General features: G+C 73.7%; 14 protein-coding genes. 8 read left to right on the top strand and 6 right to left on the bottom strand.

All coding sequences use genetic code 11. From position 1 onward, the window contains the following. Positions 1–2: 2 nt before the first annotated feature. Both ACZ466_RS29105 and ACZ466_RS29100 read left to right on the top strand, forming a co-directional pair. Positions 3–755 (top strand): sugar transferase, encoded by a 753-nt coding sequence (locus ACZ466_RS29105; RefSeq protein WP_378279066.1) that lies wholly within the window; start codon positions 3–5, stop codon positions 753–755. A gap of 25 nt (positions 756–780) precedes the next feature. Further along, positions 781–1,695 carry a hypothetical protein gene (locus ACZ466_RS29100; RefSeq protein ID WP_378279068.1) on the top strand — a complete coding sequence of 305 codons (915 nt, stop codon included), beginning with the start codon at positions 781–783 and terminating at the stop codon, positions 1,693–1,695. Between the two features lie 43 nt (positions 1,696–1,738). Here the strand turns inward: ACZ466_RS29100 and ACZ466_RS29095 are convergent, their stop codons facing one another. Beyond that, complete coding sequence (locus ACZ466_RS29095) at positions 1,739–1,882, bottom strand: hypothetical protein (protein WP_378279070.1); 144 nt, start codon at positions 1,880–1,882, stop codon at positions 1,739–1,741. A gap of 130 nt (positions 1,883–2,012) precedes the next feature. Continuing rightward, positions 2,013–3,188: a Rieske (2Fe-2S) protein gene (locus tag ACZ466_RS29090; protein ID WP_464041733.1), complete on the bottom strand. Its 1,176-nt coding sequence runs from the start codon at positions 3,186–3,188 to the stop codon at positions 2,013–2,015. A gap of 718 nt (positions 3,189–3,906) precedes the next feature. On the opposite strand from ACZ466_RS29090, the gene ACZ466_RS29085 reads away from it, so the two are divergent. The 3 genes from ACZ466_RS29085 to ACZ466_RS29075 all read left to right on the top strand — a co-directional run bounded on the left by ACZ466_RS29085 (position 3,907) and on the right by ACZ466_RS29075 (position 6,370). Then, a complete protein-coding gene (locus ACZ466_RS29085) occupies positions 3,907–4,689 on the top strand; it encodes a sensor histidine kinase (RefSeq protein ID WP_378279074.1) in 783 nt (260 codons plus the stop codon). After that, positions 4,686–5,378, top strand: a complete 693-nt coding sequence (locus ACZ466_RS29080; protein ID WP_378279076.1) for a response regulator — start codon at positions 4,686–4,688, stop codon at positions 5,376–5,378. The genes ACZ466_RS29085 and ACZ466_RS29080 overlap by 4 nt, the downstream gene beginning before the upstream one ends. 86 nt (positions 5,379–5,464) lie before the next feature. Continuing rightward, positions 5,465–6,370: a cytochrome P450 gene (locus tag ACZ466_RS29075; RefSeq protein WP_378279078.1), complete on the top strand. Its 906-nt coding sequence runs from the start codon at positions 5,465–5,467 to the stop codon at positions 6,368–6,370. On the opposite strand, the gene ACZ466_RS29070 is transcribed toward ACZ466_RS29075, so the two are convergent. Beyond that, complete coding sequence (locus tag ACZ466_RS29070) at positions 6,258–6,623, bottom strand: hypothetical protein (RefSeq protein ID WP_378279080.1); 366 nt, start codon at positions 6,621–6,623, stop codon at positions 6,258–6,260. The two genes, ACZ466_RS29075 and ACZ466_RS29070, sit on opposite strands and share 113 nt — an antisense overlap. Positions 6,624–6,792: 169 nt before the next feature. Between ACZ466_RS29070 and ACZ466_RS29065 the strand changes: the two genes are divergently transcribed. The 3 genes from ACZ466_RS29065 (at position 6,793) to ACZ466_RS29055 (ending at position 9,597) form a co-directional block, all read left to right on the top strand. Beyond that, on the top strand, positions 6,793–8,184 hold the full coding sequence (locus ACZ466_RS29065) for a sensor histidine kinase (RefSeq protein WP_378279082.1): 1,392 nt from the start codon (positions 6,793–6,795) through the stop codon (positions 8,182–8,184). Next, a complete protein-coding gene (locus tag ACZ466_RS29060; RefSeq protein WP_378279084.1) occupies positions 8,181–8,846 on the top strand; it encodes a response regulator in 666 nt (221 codons plus the stop codon). Before ACZ466_RS29065 ends, ACZ466_RS29060 begins: the two co-directional genes overlap by 4 nt. 136 nt (positions 8,847–8,982) lie before the next feature. Then, positions 8,983–9,597, top strand: a complete 615-nt coding sequence (locus ACZ466_RS29055; RefSeq protein ID WP_378279086.1) for a response regulator — start codon at positions 8,983–8,985, stop codon at positions 9,595–9,597. Between the two features lie 37 nt (positions 9,598–9,634). On the opposite strand, the gene ACZ466_RS29050 is transcribed toward ACZ466_RS29055, so the two are convergent. The 3 genes from ACZ466_RS29050 to ACZ466_RS29040 all read right to left on the bottom strand — a co-directional run bounded on the left by ACZ466_RS29050 (position 9,635) and on the right by ACZ466_RS29040 (position 14,933). Then, the gene (locus tag ACZ466_RS29050) at positions 9,635–11,176 is read right to left on the bottom strand and encodes a serine/threonine-protein kinase (RefSeq protein ID WP_378279088.1); all 1,542 of its coding nucleotides are present in this window, start codon (positions 11,174–11,176) and stop codon (positions 9,635–9,637) included. Between the two features lie 114 nt (positions 11,177–11,290). Further along, complete coding sequence (locus ACZ466_RS29045; protein WP_378279090.1) at positions 11,291–12,985, bottom strand: serine/threonine-protein kinase; 1,695 nt, start codon at positions 12,983–12,985, stop codon at positions 11,291–11,293. A gap of 199 nt (positions 12,986–13,184) precedes the next feature. Then, positions 13,185–14,933, bottom strand: coding sequence for a serine/threonine-protein kinase (locus ACZ466_RS29040; protein WP_378279092.1), 1,749 nt, complete (start codon positions 14,931–14,933; stop codon positions 13,185–13,187). Between the last annotated feature and the right edge of the window lie 20 nt (positions 14,934–14,953).

Below are 14,953 nucleotides of genomic sequence, written 5' to 3'. Positions count from 1 at the left end.
GCATGACGGAGAAAGAGCTGGACACGCGGCCGGTCGACCCGGCCGACGGCGTCGCCCCGTCCACCCCGCGCCGGGTGCTGGACGTGGCGGGCGCGCTGGCCGGGCTGGTGCTGCTGAGCGTCCCGCTGCTGATGATCTACCTGCTGGTGCGGGCGTCCAGCCCGGGGCCGGGGATCTTCCGGCAGACCCGGGTGGGGCAGGGCGGGCGGCCGTTCACGATGTACAAGTTCCGCACCATGCGGCAGGGCGTCGGCGGGCTCACCGTCACCGCCAACCGCGACCCGCGGCTGACCCGGATCGGCAAGCTGCTGCGCGAGTGGTCGCTGGACGAGCTGCCGCAGCTGGTCAACGTGCTGCGCGGGCACATGACGCTGGTCGGGCCGCGGCCGGAGACCTACGACCTGGCGGTGCACTACGACCCGGGCAGCCGCTGGATCTTCGACCACCGGCCCGGGCTGACCGGGGTGTCGGAGGTCCGGTTCCGCGACTTCGACGTGCTGCCGCCCGGGGAGGAGGTCGACCTGGTCAACTACATCGAGCGGATCGTCCCGGCCCGGGTGGCGGTGGACGCGGTGTACCTGCGCGACCCGTCGATGCGGGCCACGCTGGGGGCGCTGTGGGACACCGTCCGGCACATCCTCGGCTTCTCCGTCCCGCCCCTGGAGCCCTCGGCCCCCGCCAAGCCCAAGACCGCGCCGAAGACCACGCCCAAGGGCGACGCCGGACCCGCCGAGGAGACGGGCTCCGCCGCCTGACCGTTCCGTCCCCGGGGAGGCAGCGATGGACACGCGTGTGAAGGGCGCGGCCGTGGTGGCCGCCGTCGCCGTCCTGGTCGCGGGGGCCCTCTTCTTCGTGTGGCGCGGCGCGTCCGGACCGTACGAGCCGTACCGGGGCCCGCTCGCGACGCCGGGCACGACCGCCCCCGGTCCCGGCCGGACGCTCAACATCGCGCTGAACACCGAGCCGTCGGACTACCCGCGGCTGCGGGAGCTCGGCTACGACCTGGTGGACGTGAAGCCCGACGCCGCCTCGGTCGCGGGCGTCCCGGACGGCATGCGCGCCATGCTCTGGGTCGGCAACTTCACCTGCGAGGACTTCGAGCTGTCGTTCGAGGAGTTCGCCGCGGCCGTGCGGCGCCTGGCGCGGCATCCGAAGGTGTACGGCTGGTACCTGTCCGACGAGCCCAACCCGCGCGAGTGCCCGGACATCGCGGGCGAGATCCGGCGCCGCGCCGACCTCGTCGAGCGCGAGGCGCCGGGGCAGATCTCGTTCATCTCGCTGACCGACTGGCCGATGCGGACGCTCACGCCCGCCCGGGTGAACGTGGATCTGGTGGGGCTGGACCCGTACCCGTGCAAGGGGTCGGCCCGGACCGGCGCCCGCTGCGACATCGGCGCGATCGACCGGATGGTGCGGATGGCCGACCGGGCGGGCATCCCGCGGAAGGCGGTCGTGCCCGTCTACCAGACGTTCGGGCAGAGCTGCTCCCGCGGCGACAAGCAGTACTGGCTGCCGACCGAGGAGCAGATGCGCGAGATCCTGCGCCGCTGGGACCGGCTGGTGCCGAACCCGCCGATGGACATCGCCTACTCGTGGGGGCACCAGGGCCGCTGGGCCTGCCCGACGCTCGCGGACGCGACCGGCGGCGCGCACCCCGACCTGCAGTCGATCATGCGGGCGCGCAACACCCGCTGACGCGGGCTCGGGCGTGGACGCGGAACGGCTCGACCGGAACGGGTCAGGGGGCGGGGTCCTCCGCCATCGCGGGCGCGTGCGGCAGCTCGAGTTCGAGCGAGCCGAGTTGGAGGGCGAGCACTTCCAGCGTGACGACGAGCAGCACGAAACCCACGGCCAGCAGGCCGATTCTCTTCTTTTCCAGCACTCCCCGACCCCTTTGAACCCCCCGGATACCCCCAAAACCTAGCACGGCTAACAAATACGAAGTGCACCAGAACGGTTACGTTCAGGAGACATTGAGGAACACCCGTAATACCTTTGCGGGGCGGTCGCCGTCACCGGACCCGGCGGCTCGCCAGCCCGGCGGACCGGGCGTTGACGCAGCGGCCGGTCGAGAGGTCGAACGCGAAGTTGTGCGCCAGGCAGTGCACCTGCCCGTCGCGCACCACGGCGCCGACCGACAGGTCCTCCCCGGCGTGCGGGCAGTAGCGCGGGATGTCGTAGCTGACGCCGTCCGACTCCACGACGATGCGCTCCGACTCGTCCCGGCCCGTCTCGTAGGCCTCCACGGCCTGCAGCGCGGGCGCGTTGGCGTGCTTGAGCAGCCCGACGAGATGGTCGTTGTAGACGTCGGGGTCGCGGTAGAGGCTGAGGCGGAAGGAGATCAGCAGGTCCTCCCAGGCGATCCGGCCGTCCAGCACGCCCTCCACCCAGCGGCCCGCGGTGGTGATGCGGTAGTGCGGCCGGGTGCCGGGGGCGGCGTCGCCGACCTTGACGCCGTCGGGCGAGATGTCCACGTCCCAGACGCCGCCGTTCGGGCCGGTGATCTCGAAGCGGACCACCATGTCGATCCGGCCGAGGAAGTAGTCGCTGAGCCCGCCCAGGTACTCGAAGTGGGCGGCGAAGCGGTCGTGGAGGCCGGGGCGGGGCTCGGGGAACTCCGCCAGTACGCCCGCGATCGCGCCGGCCCGGTCCTCGGCGTACTTCCGCAGGTAGCCCTCGCGGAAGGAGTCGTCGAACGAGAACGCGGCCGAGACCGGGTCGCGGGTCACCTCGCCGGTGTCGAGGTCCAGGGCGTCGCCGGGCCTGAAGTGGTCCCAGCGCTGGCCGGGCAGGTGCTCGCGCAGCCAGTCGGTGGCCATGTCGGGGTCGATGAACGCGCCGTCCTCGCGGTCGAGGACCCAGTTGAGCCGTCCCACCTCCGCGTCCAGGAAGCAGGGCGGCCCGGCGAACGGCACCGCCAGCTCGGGGGCGGCCTGCCGGACGAGCCGCTGCACCGAGCGCAGCTTGGAGACCCGCTTGGCCATGGAGACCTCCGCCATCTCCGCGGCCGGGTACTCGTAGCAGATCGGATGCCAGGACGCGCCCGCGGTCTGCAGCGCCATCAGGTCCAGGCGGCCGCCGGCCAGGTGCTTGGCGCGGCGGGCCTGGGCGGCGGTGAGCCGGGCGTCGTTGCAGTGCAGCATCGAGCGGCCGTCCGCGACGATGAGAAAGGCCGCGTCGTGGCACATCGGCGAGAGCTCCGGAATTACGGTGATCCAGGACCCGCGATTGTCCAGCGGGAATCGCTCCCAGGCCGGTATCTCGATTACCTGGCGGGAACCGGCGGCCGCCGCCATCCGTTCACGGAAGGCGGGCCCCGGATAGCGCGGAATGAGGATTCGGGTCCGGCGGGGGAGCCGGTCGATGAACCACGGATCGAAATGATCTAGGTGTTCGTGCGAGACGGCGACCCAGTCGGCGTCGGCGAGCCCGGCGACGTCCAGGTGATCGTTTCTCGGATACTGGTGCCAGGCCCCGAGGAAGGCGCCGGCCGAGGTGAGCCAGGGGTCGGCGAGCAGGCGGAACGCGGAGGCGCGGACCGCCGCCCCGGCATGTCCGAGAAAGGTGATCGTCGGCATGCCATGACTGTCCCTCCCGGCCCGCCCGGCCACACCCACCGGAATGCGCAAGACGGCTACGCCGTAGGTATGAAAGAAATGGCGCGCAGTGGCCGAGAATCTCTCTCGGGCATGCTTGCGAACGCGCTCGCGCGCGCTTGGCGGAACGTCCGAAGAGATACCCCGAGACGTATCTAGGACGTACCGGGAAAGGGCCCGGTTGGCCGGGTCGCATTGCCATGTCCACTTCCGGTCAGCGACTGGTCGGTTGCGGTCAATTGTCTGGACAGCCGTTCCCGCGCGAGTGACCGTCGTCACGGTGCTGGTATTACGGGACGGGGGTCCTTCCATGAACCACGGGCAGTATCGGTCCTCTCCGGTCGACACGCCCGCCCACGTCGCGACGCTCCCGGCGGCCGGCGCGCCCCAGCCCGGATCGGAGGAGGATCCGGGCCTGTGGCGGCGGCGGCTGCGTCACGACATCCGACACGAGTTGGGCACGATCATCATGCTGGCCTCGGCGGTGGCCGTGGCCGACGACATCGGCGCCGGCAGCCGCGAGCGGGTCGAGCAGCTGCTGGGCGAGACCCGCTGGCTGGACCATCTGCTGCGGCAGCTGGACGAGGGCGACGACGCCTACGAGAGCACGGGCGACGACCGGCGGCCGGTGCCCATGCCGGAGCGGATCCGGGTGGACGACCTGGCCGCCGAGGTGGTCACCGGCATGCGGCTGGCCACCCCGCACGAGGTGTACTTCAGCGGCACGGAGGCATGGGCGCACATGGATCCGGTGGCGCTGTGGCGCGCGCTCCGTAACGTTCTCGACAACGCCTGCCGGGTCGCGGCCGGCCGGGTGGACGTCCGGGTCACCACCGACAAGGGCTGGGTGGCCGTGCAGGTCGACGACGACGGGCCGGGCTTCGGCGCGGGAAAGGCGGGGCTGTCCTCGCTCGGGCTGGGCATCGTGCACGACCTCATCTCCGGGTACGGCGGCGGGCTGGAGATCCGCACCGGGGAGATGGGCGGCGCGCGGGTGCGGGTGCTGCTGCCGTCGGCGCCGCCCGCCGGTACGGTTCCGGCCGGGACACCGGCGGCCTGGTCGCACGCCGACGACTGGCGGCCCCATCCATGAGCGGGGCCGTGGCGCTGCCGCCTCCGTCGTCGTCCATGCGGGTGGTGATCTGCGACGACCACGCGGTCTTCGCCGACTCGCTGTCACTGGTCCTCGCCGACGCGGGGCACGTCGTGGTCGGCGTGGCCTACTCCCCCGAGGCGCTGCTGCCGGTGCTGCGCGGGCGGCGGGCCGACGTGTGCCTGATCGACCTGCGGTTCCCGTCCGGAACCGTGCTGGAGTGGATCCCGCGCCTGCGGGCGTCCTCGCCGGCCACCCGGTTCGTGGTGCTGACCGGCTTCCTCGAACGGCACGTGCTGGAGGCCGGGCTGGCGGCGGGCGTGCGGGGATTCGCGCACAAGGGGCAGCAGGCCGAGGAGGTCCTGGAGGTGCTCCGGCGGGTCGCGCACGGCGAGGTCGTGGTGGACCGGGCCGCGCTCGACGGCGGCCCGGCCGACCGTCCGCGCAGCCAGGCGCAGAAGGTGGCGCGGTTCCTCACCCCGCGGGAGCGGGAGGTGCTGACCCGGCTGGCGCGCGGCGAGTCCACCCAGGCGCTGGCCAAGGCGATGGGCGTCACCCGCAGCACCGCCCGCAGCCATGTCCAGAGCGTGCTGAGCAAGCTGGGCGTGCACTCGCAGCGGGAGGCGGTGATCGAGGCGGCCCGGCACGGACTGGTCAGCGTGGAGACCGGCGAATGGCTCGCGGGCTGAGCCCGCACTCAGCCCGCGGGCCGGACGGTAGGCGGCGGCGAACCGGGAATGGACGGGAAAGGGCGACGGGAGGGAGGTGGACCGCCATGGCCCACCGGCGGGACGCGCCGCCCGTCTCCGACGCCGACGCCCTGGCCTCCCCCGACACCTACGCCCTCGGCGTGCCGTACGACCGGCTGGAGCGGCTGCGCGCCAGGACCCCGGTGGTGTGGCAGGAGGGGCGGCCGGCCGGCGATCCCGGCGCGTGGGCGGTGCTCCGCTACGTCGACGTCCGGTCCGCCCTGGCGCACGCCGAGCTGTTCGCGCCCGATCCCGCCGAGCCCCGGCACGGGCCGGTGACCGGGGCGGCCGGCGACCCCGACCTCCCGATCGACATGGAGCCGCCGGCGCGCTCCCTGGTGGCCCGGATGCGCCCGGAGGAGCCCGCCGACTTCGTCGGCGAGGTGACCGCCGAGCTGCCCGAGACACTGCGCAACACGCTGGCCGGGGGCGTGTACGCGCTGCTGCGCTCGCCCGAGCAGTACGCCCGGCTGCGCGCCGCGCCCGGCGACGACGATCTCCTCGACGCCGCCGTGGAGGAGATGCTGCGCTGGTGGACGCCCGTCATGCGGGTGCGGCGGGTGGTGCTGCGCGCCACGTCCGTGGGCGGCGTCCCGCTGCTGGCGGGCGAGCGGGTGTCGCTGTGGCTCACCGCCGCCAACCACGACGAGGACGCCTTCCCCGAGCCGGGACGGTTCGTCCCGGACCGGTTCCTGCCCGCGAGCCTGGCCGCCCAGCGGCCCCAGGGCACCGGGCCTGTGCGCCCGCATCTCTGCTTCGGGCACGCCGCGCACGCCTGCCTGGGCGGGACTCTGGCCCGGGTGCACCTGCGGGCACTGCTCAGCGCCCTGCTGGACCGGCCTGGCAGGCTGGTGCCGGCGGGCGAGCCGGTGCGGCTGCGTTCGAGCTCGCGGCACGGTTTCGAGCGGCTGCCCGTCCGCTGGACCGCCTGAGCCCGCGGGCCTCCCAGCGGGGACGGAGCCGCTCGGCGAGGCCGTACAGCAGCGGCGGCAGCAGGAAGCGGCCGATCCGCGCCAGCGTGTCGGTCCCCAGGAGTACGGCCGCGCCCACGAGCAGGCCGTGGTCGTCGAGGGTCTCGGTGACGCAGGCGTCGCGGAACAGGTCGACCCAGAGGACCAGCGTCCACACCCCGGCGCCGTAGCGGATCAGCAGCCCGGCCAGGGCGAGCGGATCGAGCGGTCTCATCCCGGTCCCCTCCCCTCGGGCTCGATGTGGATCAAGCCTGCCGGGCGGGCACCGCGCCGGACGTCGGCCGGATGGAGGCAATCGGGTGCCGCCGGTACCCCGCGGGGAGTACGGGCGATCACTCCTCCCGGCCGACGCCCGGCCGGGACACGTGACCTAACGTGCTGCAATGAGCAGTTCCCCGTCGAGCGCCGCGACCCCGGGCGCCACCGCGCCGGACGGCGCCCCGCCGGGCGCGGACCCGCCGGCCGGACCGCACCGGGGGCACTTTCCGCTGCCCGGCACCTGGCCGGTGTGGGTGGTCCCGCTCCTCCTCGCGATCTTCCAGGTCGTGGGGTCCCTCGGCGCGCAGAGCGGCGAGCGCGGGCCCTGGGGGCACGACGGGTGGGGTCCGTCCGAGGGCGGACACGGGCCGGGCGCGCCCGGCGGGGTCGACGACTACTCCAGCACACCGCTCGACGCCCTCGGCATCGCGCTGCTGGTCGGCGGCCCGGCGCTGCTGCTGCTGCGCCGCCGGAACCCGGTCTTCACGCTGGCGTCCGTCGGCGCCGTGACCGGCCTCTACCTGCTGCGCGCCTACACCTACGGGCCCGGCGTGTTCGCCGCCGCGGTCGCGATCGTGGCGGCGGTGACGGCGGGGCACCGGCTGTTCGCCTGGGCCGCGACGTTCGCCGGGCTGGCCGGCTACTTCGTGCTCACCTGGCTGATCGGGGTGCCGTTCGAGCAGCGCGGCCGCCCGGACCGGGTCTTCCCGGTGGAGGAGCCCAGCCTCGGCTCGACCGCGTTCGCGGTCGCCTGGGTGGTGGTGCCGCTGATCAGCGGGGAGCTGATCCGGATGCGCGCGCAGCGGGCCGCCGCGGCGGCCCGCACCCGGGCCGAGGAGGAGCGCCGCCAGGCCAGCGAGGAGCGGCTGCGGATGGCCCGGGAGCTGCACGACGTGCTGGCGCACAACATCTCGATGATCAACGTGCAGGCCGGGGTCGCGCTGCACCTCATCGACCAGGACCCCGAGCAGGCGCGGACGGCGCTGGCGGCGATCAAGGAGGCCAGCAAGGAGGCGCTGACCGAGATGCGGTCGGTGATCGGGGTGCTGCGCTCGCAGGGCGAGAGCGCGCCGCGCTCCCCCACCGCCGGGCTGGCCCGGCTGGAGGAGCTGCTCGGCCGGGCCCGGTCGGCGGGGCTGCGGGTGGACGCCGAGATCGTCGGCGAGCGGCGGCCGCTCCCGGCCGGCACCGACCTGGCCGCGTTCCGGATCGTCCAGGAGTCGCTGACCAACGTGACCCGGCACGCGGGCCCCGGCCCGGTGACGGCCACGGTCCGGATCGCCTACGGTGAGCGTGACGTCGCCGTCCGGGTCGAGGACGACGGCCAGGGGGTGTCGCTGCTGGACGACCATCCGGGCGGCAGCGGCGTCAACGGTATGCGGGAGCGCGCCGCCGCCCTCGGCGGCACGTTCTCGGCCGGGCCGCGTCCCGGCGGCGGGTTCCGGGTGAGCGCCTCGCTCCCCGTCGACGAGGAGCCCGGCCCGCGGGGCGGGCCGGGGCCGGGAGGTGCCGAGTGATCAAGGTTCTGCTCGCCGACGACCAGGTGCTGGTCCGCGCCGGGTTCCGGGCGCTGCTGGACGCCCAGCCCGACATCGAGGTGGTGGGCGAGGCGGGCGACGGCGAGGAGGCGGTGGCGCAGGCCCGGCGGCTGCGCCCGGACGTCATCCTCATGGACATCCGGATGCCCGGCCTGGACGGGCTGGAGGCCACCCGGCGGATCGCCTCCGACGAGCGGATGGACGGCGTCCGGATCGTCATCCTCACCACCTTCGAGCTGGACGAGTACGTCTTCGAGGCGCTGCGCGGCGGCGCGGGCGGCTTCCTGGTCAAGGACACCGAGCCGGTCGAGCTGATCCACGCGGTGCGGGCGGTGGCCGCCGGCGACGCGCTGCTGTCGCCGAGCGTGACCCGCCGGCTGATCGCCGAGTTCGCCACCCGGGCCAAGGAGCCCGCGCCGTCCCCGCGGCTCAACTCGCTCACCGAGCGTGAGCGGGAGGTGATGGCGCTGGTCGGCGAGGGCCTGACCAACGAGGAGATCGCCACCCGGCTGGTGGTGAGCCCGGCCACCGCCAAGACCCATGTGAGCCGGACGATGGTCAAGCTCGGCGCCCGCGACCGCGCCCAGCTGGTCGTCTTCGCCTACGAGTCGGGGCTCGTCAAGCCGGGATGGCTGTCCTGAAAATCCCCTGGGATCCCGACCGAAAATCGGGATGGAATTCTCACACCTTGCCGATTCGCCCTTGACCGGCTGTCGTCCGGGGCGGCGGCATGACAGGGTGGTCGGACGTAGCACCCACCGACGCCCGGAGGAGCCGGTGCCGCACGCCACCAAGATCCTGGCCGTGGACGACCGGCAGGAGAACCTGGTCGCCCTCTCGGCCGTGCTCGACGCGCTGCCGGTGGAGGTCGTCCCGGTCTCCTCCGGCCGGGCCGCGCTCCGGGAGCTGCTGAACGACGAGTTCGCGCTGATCCTGCTGGACGTGGTGATGCCGGAGATGGACGGCTTCGAGACCGCCGGGCACATCAAGAGCCGCCCCCGCACCCGCGACATCCCGATCATCTTCCTGACCGCGGCGGGCGAGGCCGGCGAGCAGGCCTACCAGGGCTACGCGGCGGGCGCCGTCGACTACCTCACCAAGCCGTTCGACCCCTGGCTGCTGCGCGCCAAGGTCTCGATCTTCGTCGACCTGCACCGCCGCACGCTGCAGCTGCGCCGGCAGGCCACGCTGCTGCGGCAGGCCCTCGACGGCGAGGACGGCGCCGGCCTCGACCAGATCCTCAAGGCCCTCGACGAACGGATGGCCCGGGTCGAGGGCGACGTGTCCCGGCTGCGCGAGGAGGGCACGGGCTCCGCGGGCACGCTGGACGATCTCGAAGCGCACATCGCCGACCTGCGCCTGGCCCTGAACGCCCTGGTCGCGGGCGGCTGACCGGCCCCGGCCTCCGCCCTCGCCTCCGCTCGACGCCCTAGGGCAGGGCCGGCGGGAGGTCGTCCACCGGCGGCGAGAGCGCGGACGCGGGCGGCGCGACGGGCGCGGCGGCGGAGGAGTTCAGCTTGGTCCGCAGGATGAACGCGCCCGCCAGCACGGCGACCACCACCAGGATCACCGCGACGGTGACGATCACGACGGTCTTGCGGCGCTCCCGCTCCCGGTTGCCGGACGGCCCGGCGGGCTGCTGCCACTGCCGGTGCTGCGCCGGCTGCTCCCACGGCGGCGGCGTCTGCGGCCCGGGCGGCGGGATCGCCCAGTCGGTCTCCAGCAGCGTCCGCACCTCGGGATCACGCGGCGAGCCGCCACCGGCACCCGCGTTGCCCCCGGCCCCGGCGTCCCGCCCCTGGCCGCCGCCCGCCTGGTGTCCCTGGCCCTGGCCCTGCGCCGGTCCGGGCTGCTGCCCCTGACCGCCGCCCTGCTGTTCCTGGCCGCCGCGACCGGACCCGCCGGCCGTGCCGGAAGGGTGCGTGTTGGGCCGGAAGACCGCGCTGTTCTGGCCGTAGGAGGAGGACGGGGACGACGACGAGGGCGACGAGGGGGACGAGGTCCCCGGGTCGACCCGGGTGACATCCTCGAACTCGGACGAGTCCAGCACGGTGTCCGCGGGCTCGTCGACCACCGTCTGCTCGTAGAAGGCGGGCGGCGGCTCGTCCAGGACGGTGTCCTCCGACAGCCGGGCCGGTGGCATGGGCGGGCGCGGCTCCGGCATCGTGGCCACATGGGTCAGCATCGGCTGCGCCTGCGCGGCGGTGATCCGCCTGGCCGGCTCGCGCGCCAGCAGCCCCTCCAGCACCGACGCCAGCGGACCGGCGTTCCGCGCGGGCGGTACCGGCTCGGTGAGCGCCGCCTGGAGCGAGGCCATGGCATCGGGCCGCTCGTAGGGCGAATGGCCCTCCAGCGCGGCGTACAGCGTCGCGCCCAGAGCCCACAGGTCGGAGGCCGGCACCGCGCGCTCCCCCTGCGCGCGCTCCGGCGGGATGTAGGCGGGCGACCCCATGACCAGGCCCGTCTGGGTGAGCGTCGCGTCGCCCTCCACCTGGGCGATCCCGAAGTCGGTCAGCACCACCCGCCCCGAGTCGGTGATCAGGACGTTGCTGGGCTTGATGTCGCGGTGCAGGATCCCCTTCTCGTGGGCATGCCGCAGCGCCGCCAGCATCTGCAGCCCGATCTCGGCCACCCGCCGGTGCTCCAGCAGGCCCACCTCCAGGACGTCCTGGAGCGAACGGGCCCGGACCAGCTCCATCACGATCCACGGCCGGTCGGACTCCTCCACCACGTCGTGCACGGTGACGACGCCCGGGTGGTTGAGCCGGGCCGAAGCCCTGGCCTCCCGGAAGGTCCGCTGGTACAGGATGTCGCGCTCCGCCGGCGTCAGCCCGGGCGGCAGCACCACTTCCTTTACCGCGACCTCGCGGTCCAGCATGACGTCATAGGCGCGCCAGACCGTGCCCATGCCGCCACGGCCCACCACCGCGTCCAACCGGTAGCGGTTGGCGAGCACATGACCCTCTCCCATGTCTAAATGTTCCCCCGTCGCGCGTGGCGCTGCCTAGAGGAACGCCTCGCGCACACCTCACGGCCTTCTGTTTTGTCAGGGACGCTCCCACCCGTCCCGATGTTCATTTCACGCTCATGGCTGGAACGTGTCGATGACATTGTTCACGGTCGGCTGGTACGTGTTCCACCGGGACGCCGGAACCGCCACCAGGACGGCGTACGAGCGCCCGTCGACGATGACCCCGCGGTCCTTGGCGCGGGTGCCGTTCCAGGCGAACTCGATGTCGGCGGCCGGGCGCCCTGCCACGGTCGCCCGGGTCAGGTCGATCGTCCGGTAGCCGGGCAGCGACCTCTTGGCGATCACCTCCCGCTGCCACTGCTGCCAGTGCTGGAAGGGGTCGCCGGTCCAGCCCGTCCGGTCCACCTGGACGTAGGCGTCCGAGGCCGGGTCCAGCCAGAACGTGCTGTTGCCCCTGACCTGCCGCGTCCAGCCCGCCGGAACGCCGATCGTGAACCCGGGCCCGCGCTGCCGGACGAACCCCTGCGGAAGCGCCGGCAGGACGTCCTTGGGCGGGCTCACGGCCGCCGTGGCCGGCCCGGACTGCGGCGGGGCGGCGCTCTGCGCGGGCGGGCTCTGCACGGGCGCGCTCGGCGACGGCCCGGCATCGCCCCCGGACTCCTTGTCCGGCCAGAGCACGAACCCGAAGACGCCCACGACCACGAGCGCGATCAAGGCGCCCGTCATCACCGGGACCAGCACCTTGCCCCGCCGGCCCGTCCCGCCGCCGGGGCCGCCCGTGCCGTGGACGGTGCGCTCCGGGCCCGGCAGGTCCGGCACCGGGATGTCGGAGTTGTAGTCGGGCACGCGAACATCCGAGACCAGGGCCGGAGCCCCCTGCGTCCGGTCCGCCGCGGGCGCCAGGGTCTCCGCATCCCCGCCGGACACCGCCCCCGCGGTCACCGCGCCCACGGGAGCCGAGCCGTGCGCGGCCGGGGCGGTGCCCGTGGCGACCTGGCGCAGCATCTCCTCGGCCTGATCGGCCCGCAGCCGCTGGACGGGATCGCTCCGCAGCAGCCCGTACAGGACGGGGGCGAGCGGCCCCGCGTTGCGCGGCGGGGGCGGCTCCTGCGTCATCACGGCGGCCAGCACGGCCATCGCGTCCGAACGGTGGTGCGGCGGCTTCCCCTCGCACGCCGCGTACAAGGTCGCCCCCAGCGCCCACAGGTCCGACGCCGGGATCGCCCGCTCGCCCTTCACCCGCTCGGGCGACATGTAGGCGGGCGAGCCCACCAGCGCCCCGGTCCGGGTGAGGGTGGCGTCCCCCGCGACCTGCGCGATGCCGAAATCCGTGAGCACCGCCCGGTCCTCGGAGGTGATCAGCACGTTGGCGGGCTTCACGTCGCGGTGCAGGATGCCGATCGCGTGGGCGGCCCGCAGCGCCCCCACCACCTGCCGCCCGATCCCGGCGACCCGCCCGGGCGGCAGCGGCCCGCCGTCATCGACGATCTCCTGCAGCGACCGCGCCCTGACCAGCTCCATCACGATCCACGGACGGTCGTCCTCGTCCACGACATCGTGTACGGTCACCACGCCCGGATGGTTCAGCCGGGCCGACGCCCGCGCCTCCCGCAGCGTCCGGCGATGCCGCTCCTCCCGCTCCTGATCGCTCAGATCCTGGCGGAGCAGCACCTCCTTGACCGCCACCTCGCGGTCGAGCATCTCGTCCTGGGCGCGCCAGACGGTCCCCATGCCGCCGCGTCCCACCACCGCGATCAGCCGGTAGCGACCGGCGACCACCCGTTTCCCGTCCGATTCCCCGTCCGACATAGATGCCCTTTCATTGTGGGGGGCGACCCCCCACACCCCCCGGGACGGCGGTGAACGCCTCCTCCGCTCGCCTGGGGGCTCGCTACGGACCCGCTCCCCGCCGCCTGCCCGTCCCTCCACTCCGCTGGCGCTCCGCTCCGGGCCGGACAGTGGACAAGCGAGGTGGGTGCCGAGTTGGGCTGGCGGGGAACGGGGGAGGTCAGTTGTCCTTGGGCTTGAAGAATTGGTAGATGGGGGCCATTTCGGAGAAGGTCTTGTCCCAGTCGGCGTCGGGGGCCACCAGCACGATCGCGTAGCCGGTGTCGTTCATGACGAAACCGCGGTTGAGGGCGTGCAGCCGTTGGCCGCCCTTGCCGTCGTAGGTCCACTCCCAGTCGGCCGCGTCGTCGCCGTCGGGGTCGCTGACCGGCTCGCCCTGGGCCACGGGACCGATCCTGACCTTGTCGTAGCCCGGGAACCGGCCGCGCGCGTTCGGCTCGTACTTCTCCCAGTCCTCCAGCGCGCTGTCGTTGGGGTCGGAGGTCTGGTCGACCTGGATGTAACCCTCGCCGCTCGGCGGCTCGAAGAACACGCTGGAGGACGACGAGCCGCGCCGGAGCGGGCCCTTCCAGTCCTTGGGGATCGCGATGGAGAAGCCCGTGGGGTCCTCGTGCAGGCGGAACCCGGCGGGGATGCCGGGGCTGCCGCTCGGCGACGGTGACGGCGTCTCAGAGGCGCTCTGGGACGCGGAGGCGGGGGCGGTGCCGGTGGGCGTGCTGCCGCGCGTGTCGGCCTCCTTGCCGTCGCCGTCCCGGGTTAGCAGGAAGACCACCACGGCCACCAGCACGGCGAGGACGATCACGCCGATGAGGAGCGGGTTGCGGTTGCCCGGCGGGCGGTCGCCGGAGGGCGCGAGGCTGCCCGCCGGTTCGGTCGGCGAGCCGGGGCGCCACGCCATCGGGCCGGACGGCCGCTTGCGCGCGGGCGCCTCGGGAGCCGGCTCGATCCGGGTCTGCCCGCCGGGCGGTTCGGCGCGGGACGTGTCGCGCACGGTCTCGTCGGAGGCGGGCGGGGCGGCGGATTCGGCCTGGGCCTCGCCCAGGGGGAACTCGACGGCCTGCGTGCGCTGGGTGTCGAAGGTCTCCTGCCGGACGATGTCGTCGAGCAGCGCGCCCGCCTCGATCGCGTCCATCCGCTGGTCGGGGTCCTTGCGGAGCAGGCCGCGGATGACCGGTGCGAGACGGCCGGCGTTGTCGGGCGGGTCGGGGTCCTCGGAGATGACCGCGACCAGGGCGGCCATCGGTTCGGAGCGTTCGAAAGGCGACTTGCCGTGCGTCATCGCGTACAGCGTGACGCCGAGGGACCACAGGTCGGAGGCGGGTCCGGCGGTGCGGCCGCGGGCGCGCTCGGGAGCGATGTAGGCGGGCGAGCCCATCACCAGGCCGGTCTGGGTGAGGGTGGCGTCACCGGAGGCGGTGGCGATGCCGAAGTCGGTCAGCACCGCGCGGTCGCCCCTGGTCACCAGCACGTTGCTGGGCTTGACGTCGCGGTGCAGCACGCCGGCCTCGTGGGCGGCGTGCAGCGCGGCCAGCATCTGCCGGCCGATCTCCGCGGCGCGCCGCGGCTCCAGCGGGCCCTCCCCCTTGATGACCTGGTCGAGCGACCGGGCCAGGATGAGCTCCATGATGATCCAGGGCCGGCCGTCCTCCTCGACCACGTCGTACACCGTGACCACGCCGGGGTGGCCGAGGCGCGCGGCGGTGCGCGCCTCACGGAACGTGCGCTTGTGGTGGACCGTGCGTTCCTCATCGGTGAGACCATGCGGCAGGATGACCTCTTTCACCGCGACGTCACGACCGAGGACCTCATCGTGAGCCTGCCAGACCGTGCCCATGCCGCCGCGGCCGACCTGCGTCACCAGTCGGTAGCGGCGGGCGAGCAACCGCTCCCCGGTGGACTCATTTGGCATATCCGCGACCATATCGACTT

The organism is Actinomadura rugatobispora, assembly GCF_055379765.1.
The sequence above is the reverse complement of the archived record's forward strand: the minus strand, read 5'-3'. Positions and strand labels throughout refer to the sequence as shown.

Bases quoted from the DNA above. Each gene is read 5' to 3' on its own strand.
- ACZ466_RS29105 (WP_378279066.1), top strand. From the start codon at position 3: ATGACGGAGAAAGAGCTGGACACGCGGCCGGTCGACCCGGCCGACGGC.
- ACZ466_RS29100 (WP_378279068.1), top strand. From the start codon at position 781: ATGGACACGCGTGTGAAGGGCGCGGCCGTGGTGGCCGCCGTCGCCGTC.
- ACZ466_RS29090 (WP_464041733.1), bottom strand. From the start codon at position 3,188: ATGTGCCACGACGCGGCCTTTCTCATCGTCGCGGACGGCCGCTCGATG.
- ACZ466_RS29085 (WP_378279074.1), top strand. From the start codon at position 3,907: ATGAACCACGGGCAGTATCGGTCCTCTCCGGTCGACACGCCCGCCCAC.
- ACZ466_RS29080 (WP_378279076.1), top strand. From the start codon at position 4,686: ATGAGCGGGGCCGTGGCGCTGCCGCCTCCGTCGTCGTCCATGCGGGTG.
- ACZ466_RS29075 (WP_378279078.1), top strand. From the start codon at position 5,465: ATGGCCCACCGGCGGGACGCGCCGCCCGTCTCCGACGCCGACGCCCTG.
- ACZ466_RS29070 (WP_378279080.1), bottom strand. From the start codon at position 6,623: ATGAGACCGCTCGATCCGCTCGCCCTGGCCGGGCTGCTGATCCGCTAC.
- ACZ466_RS29065 (WP_378279082.1), top strand. From the start codon at position 6,793: ATGAGCAGTTCCCCGTCGAGCGCCGCGACCCCGGGCGCCACCGCGCCG.
- ACZ466_RS29050 (WP_378279088.1), bottom strand. From the start codon at position 11,176: ATGGGAGAGGGTCATGTGCTCGCCAACCGCTACCGGTTGGACGCGGTG.
- ACZ466_RS29045 (WP_378279090.1), bottom strand. From the start codon at position 12,985: ATGTCGGACGGGGAATCGGACGGGAAACGGGTGGTCGCCGGTCGCTAC.
- ACZ466_RS29040 (WP_378279092.1), bottom strand. From the start codon at position 14,933: ATGCCAAATGAGTCCACCGGGGAGCGGTTGCTCGCCCGCCGCTACCGA.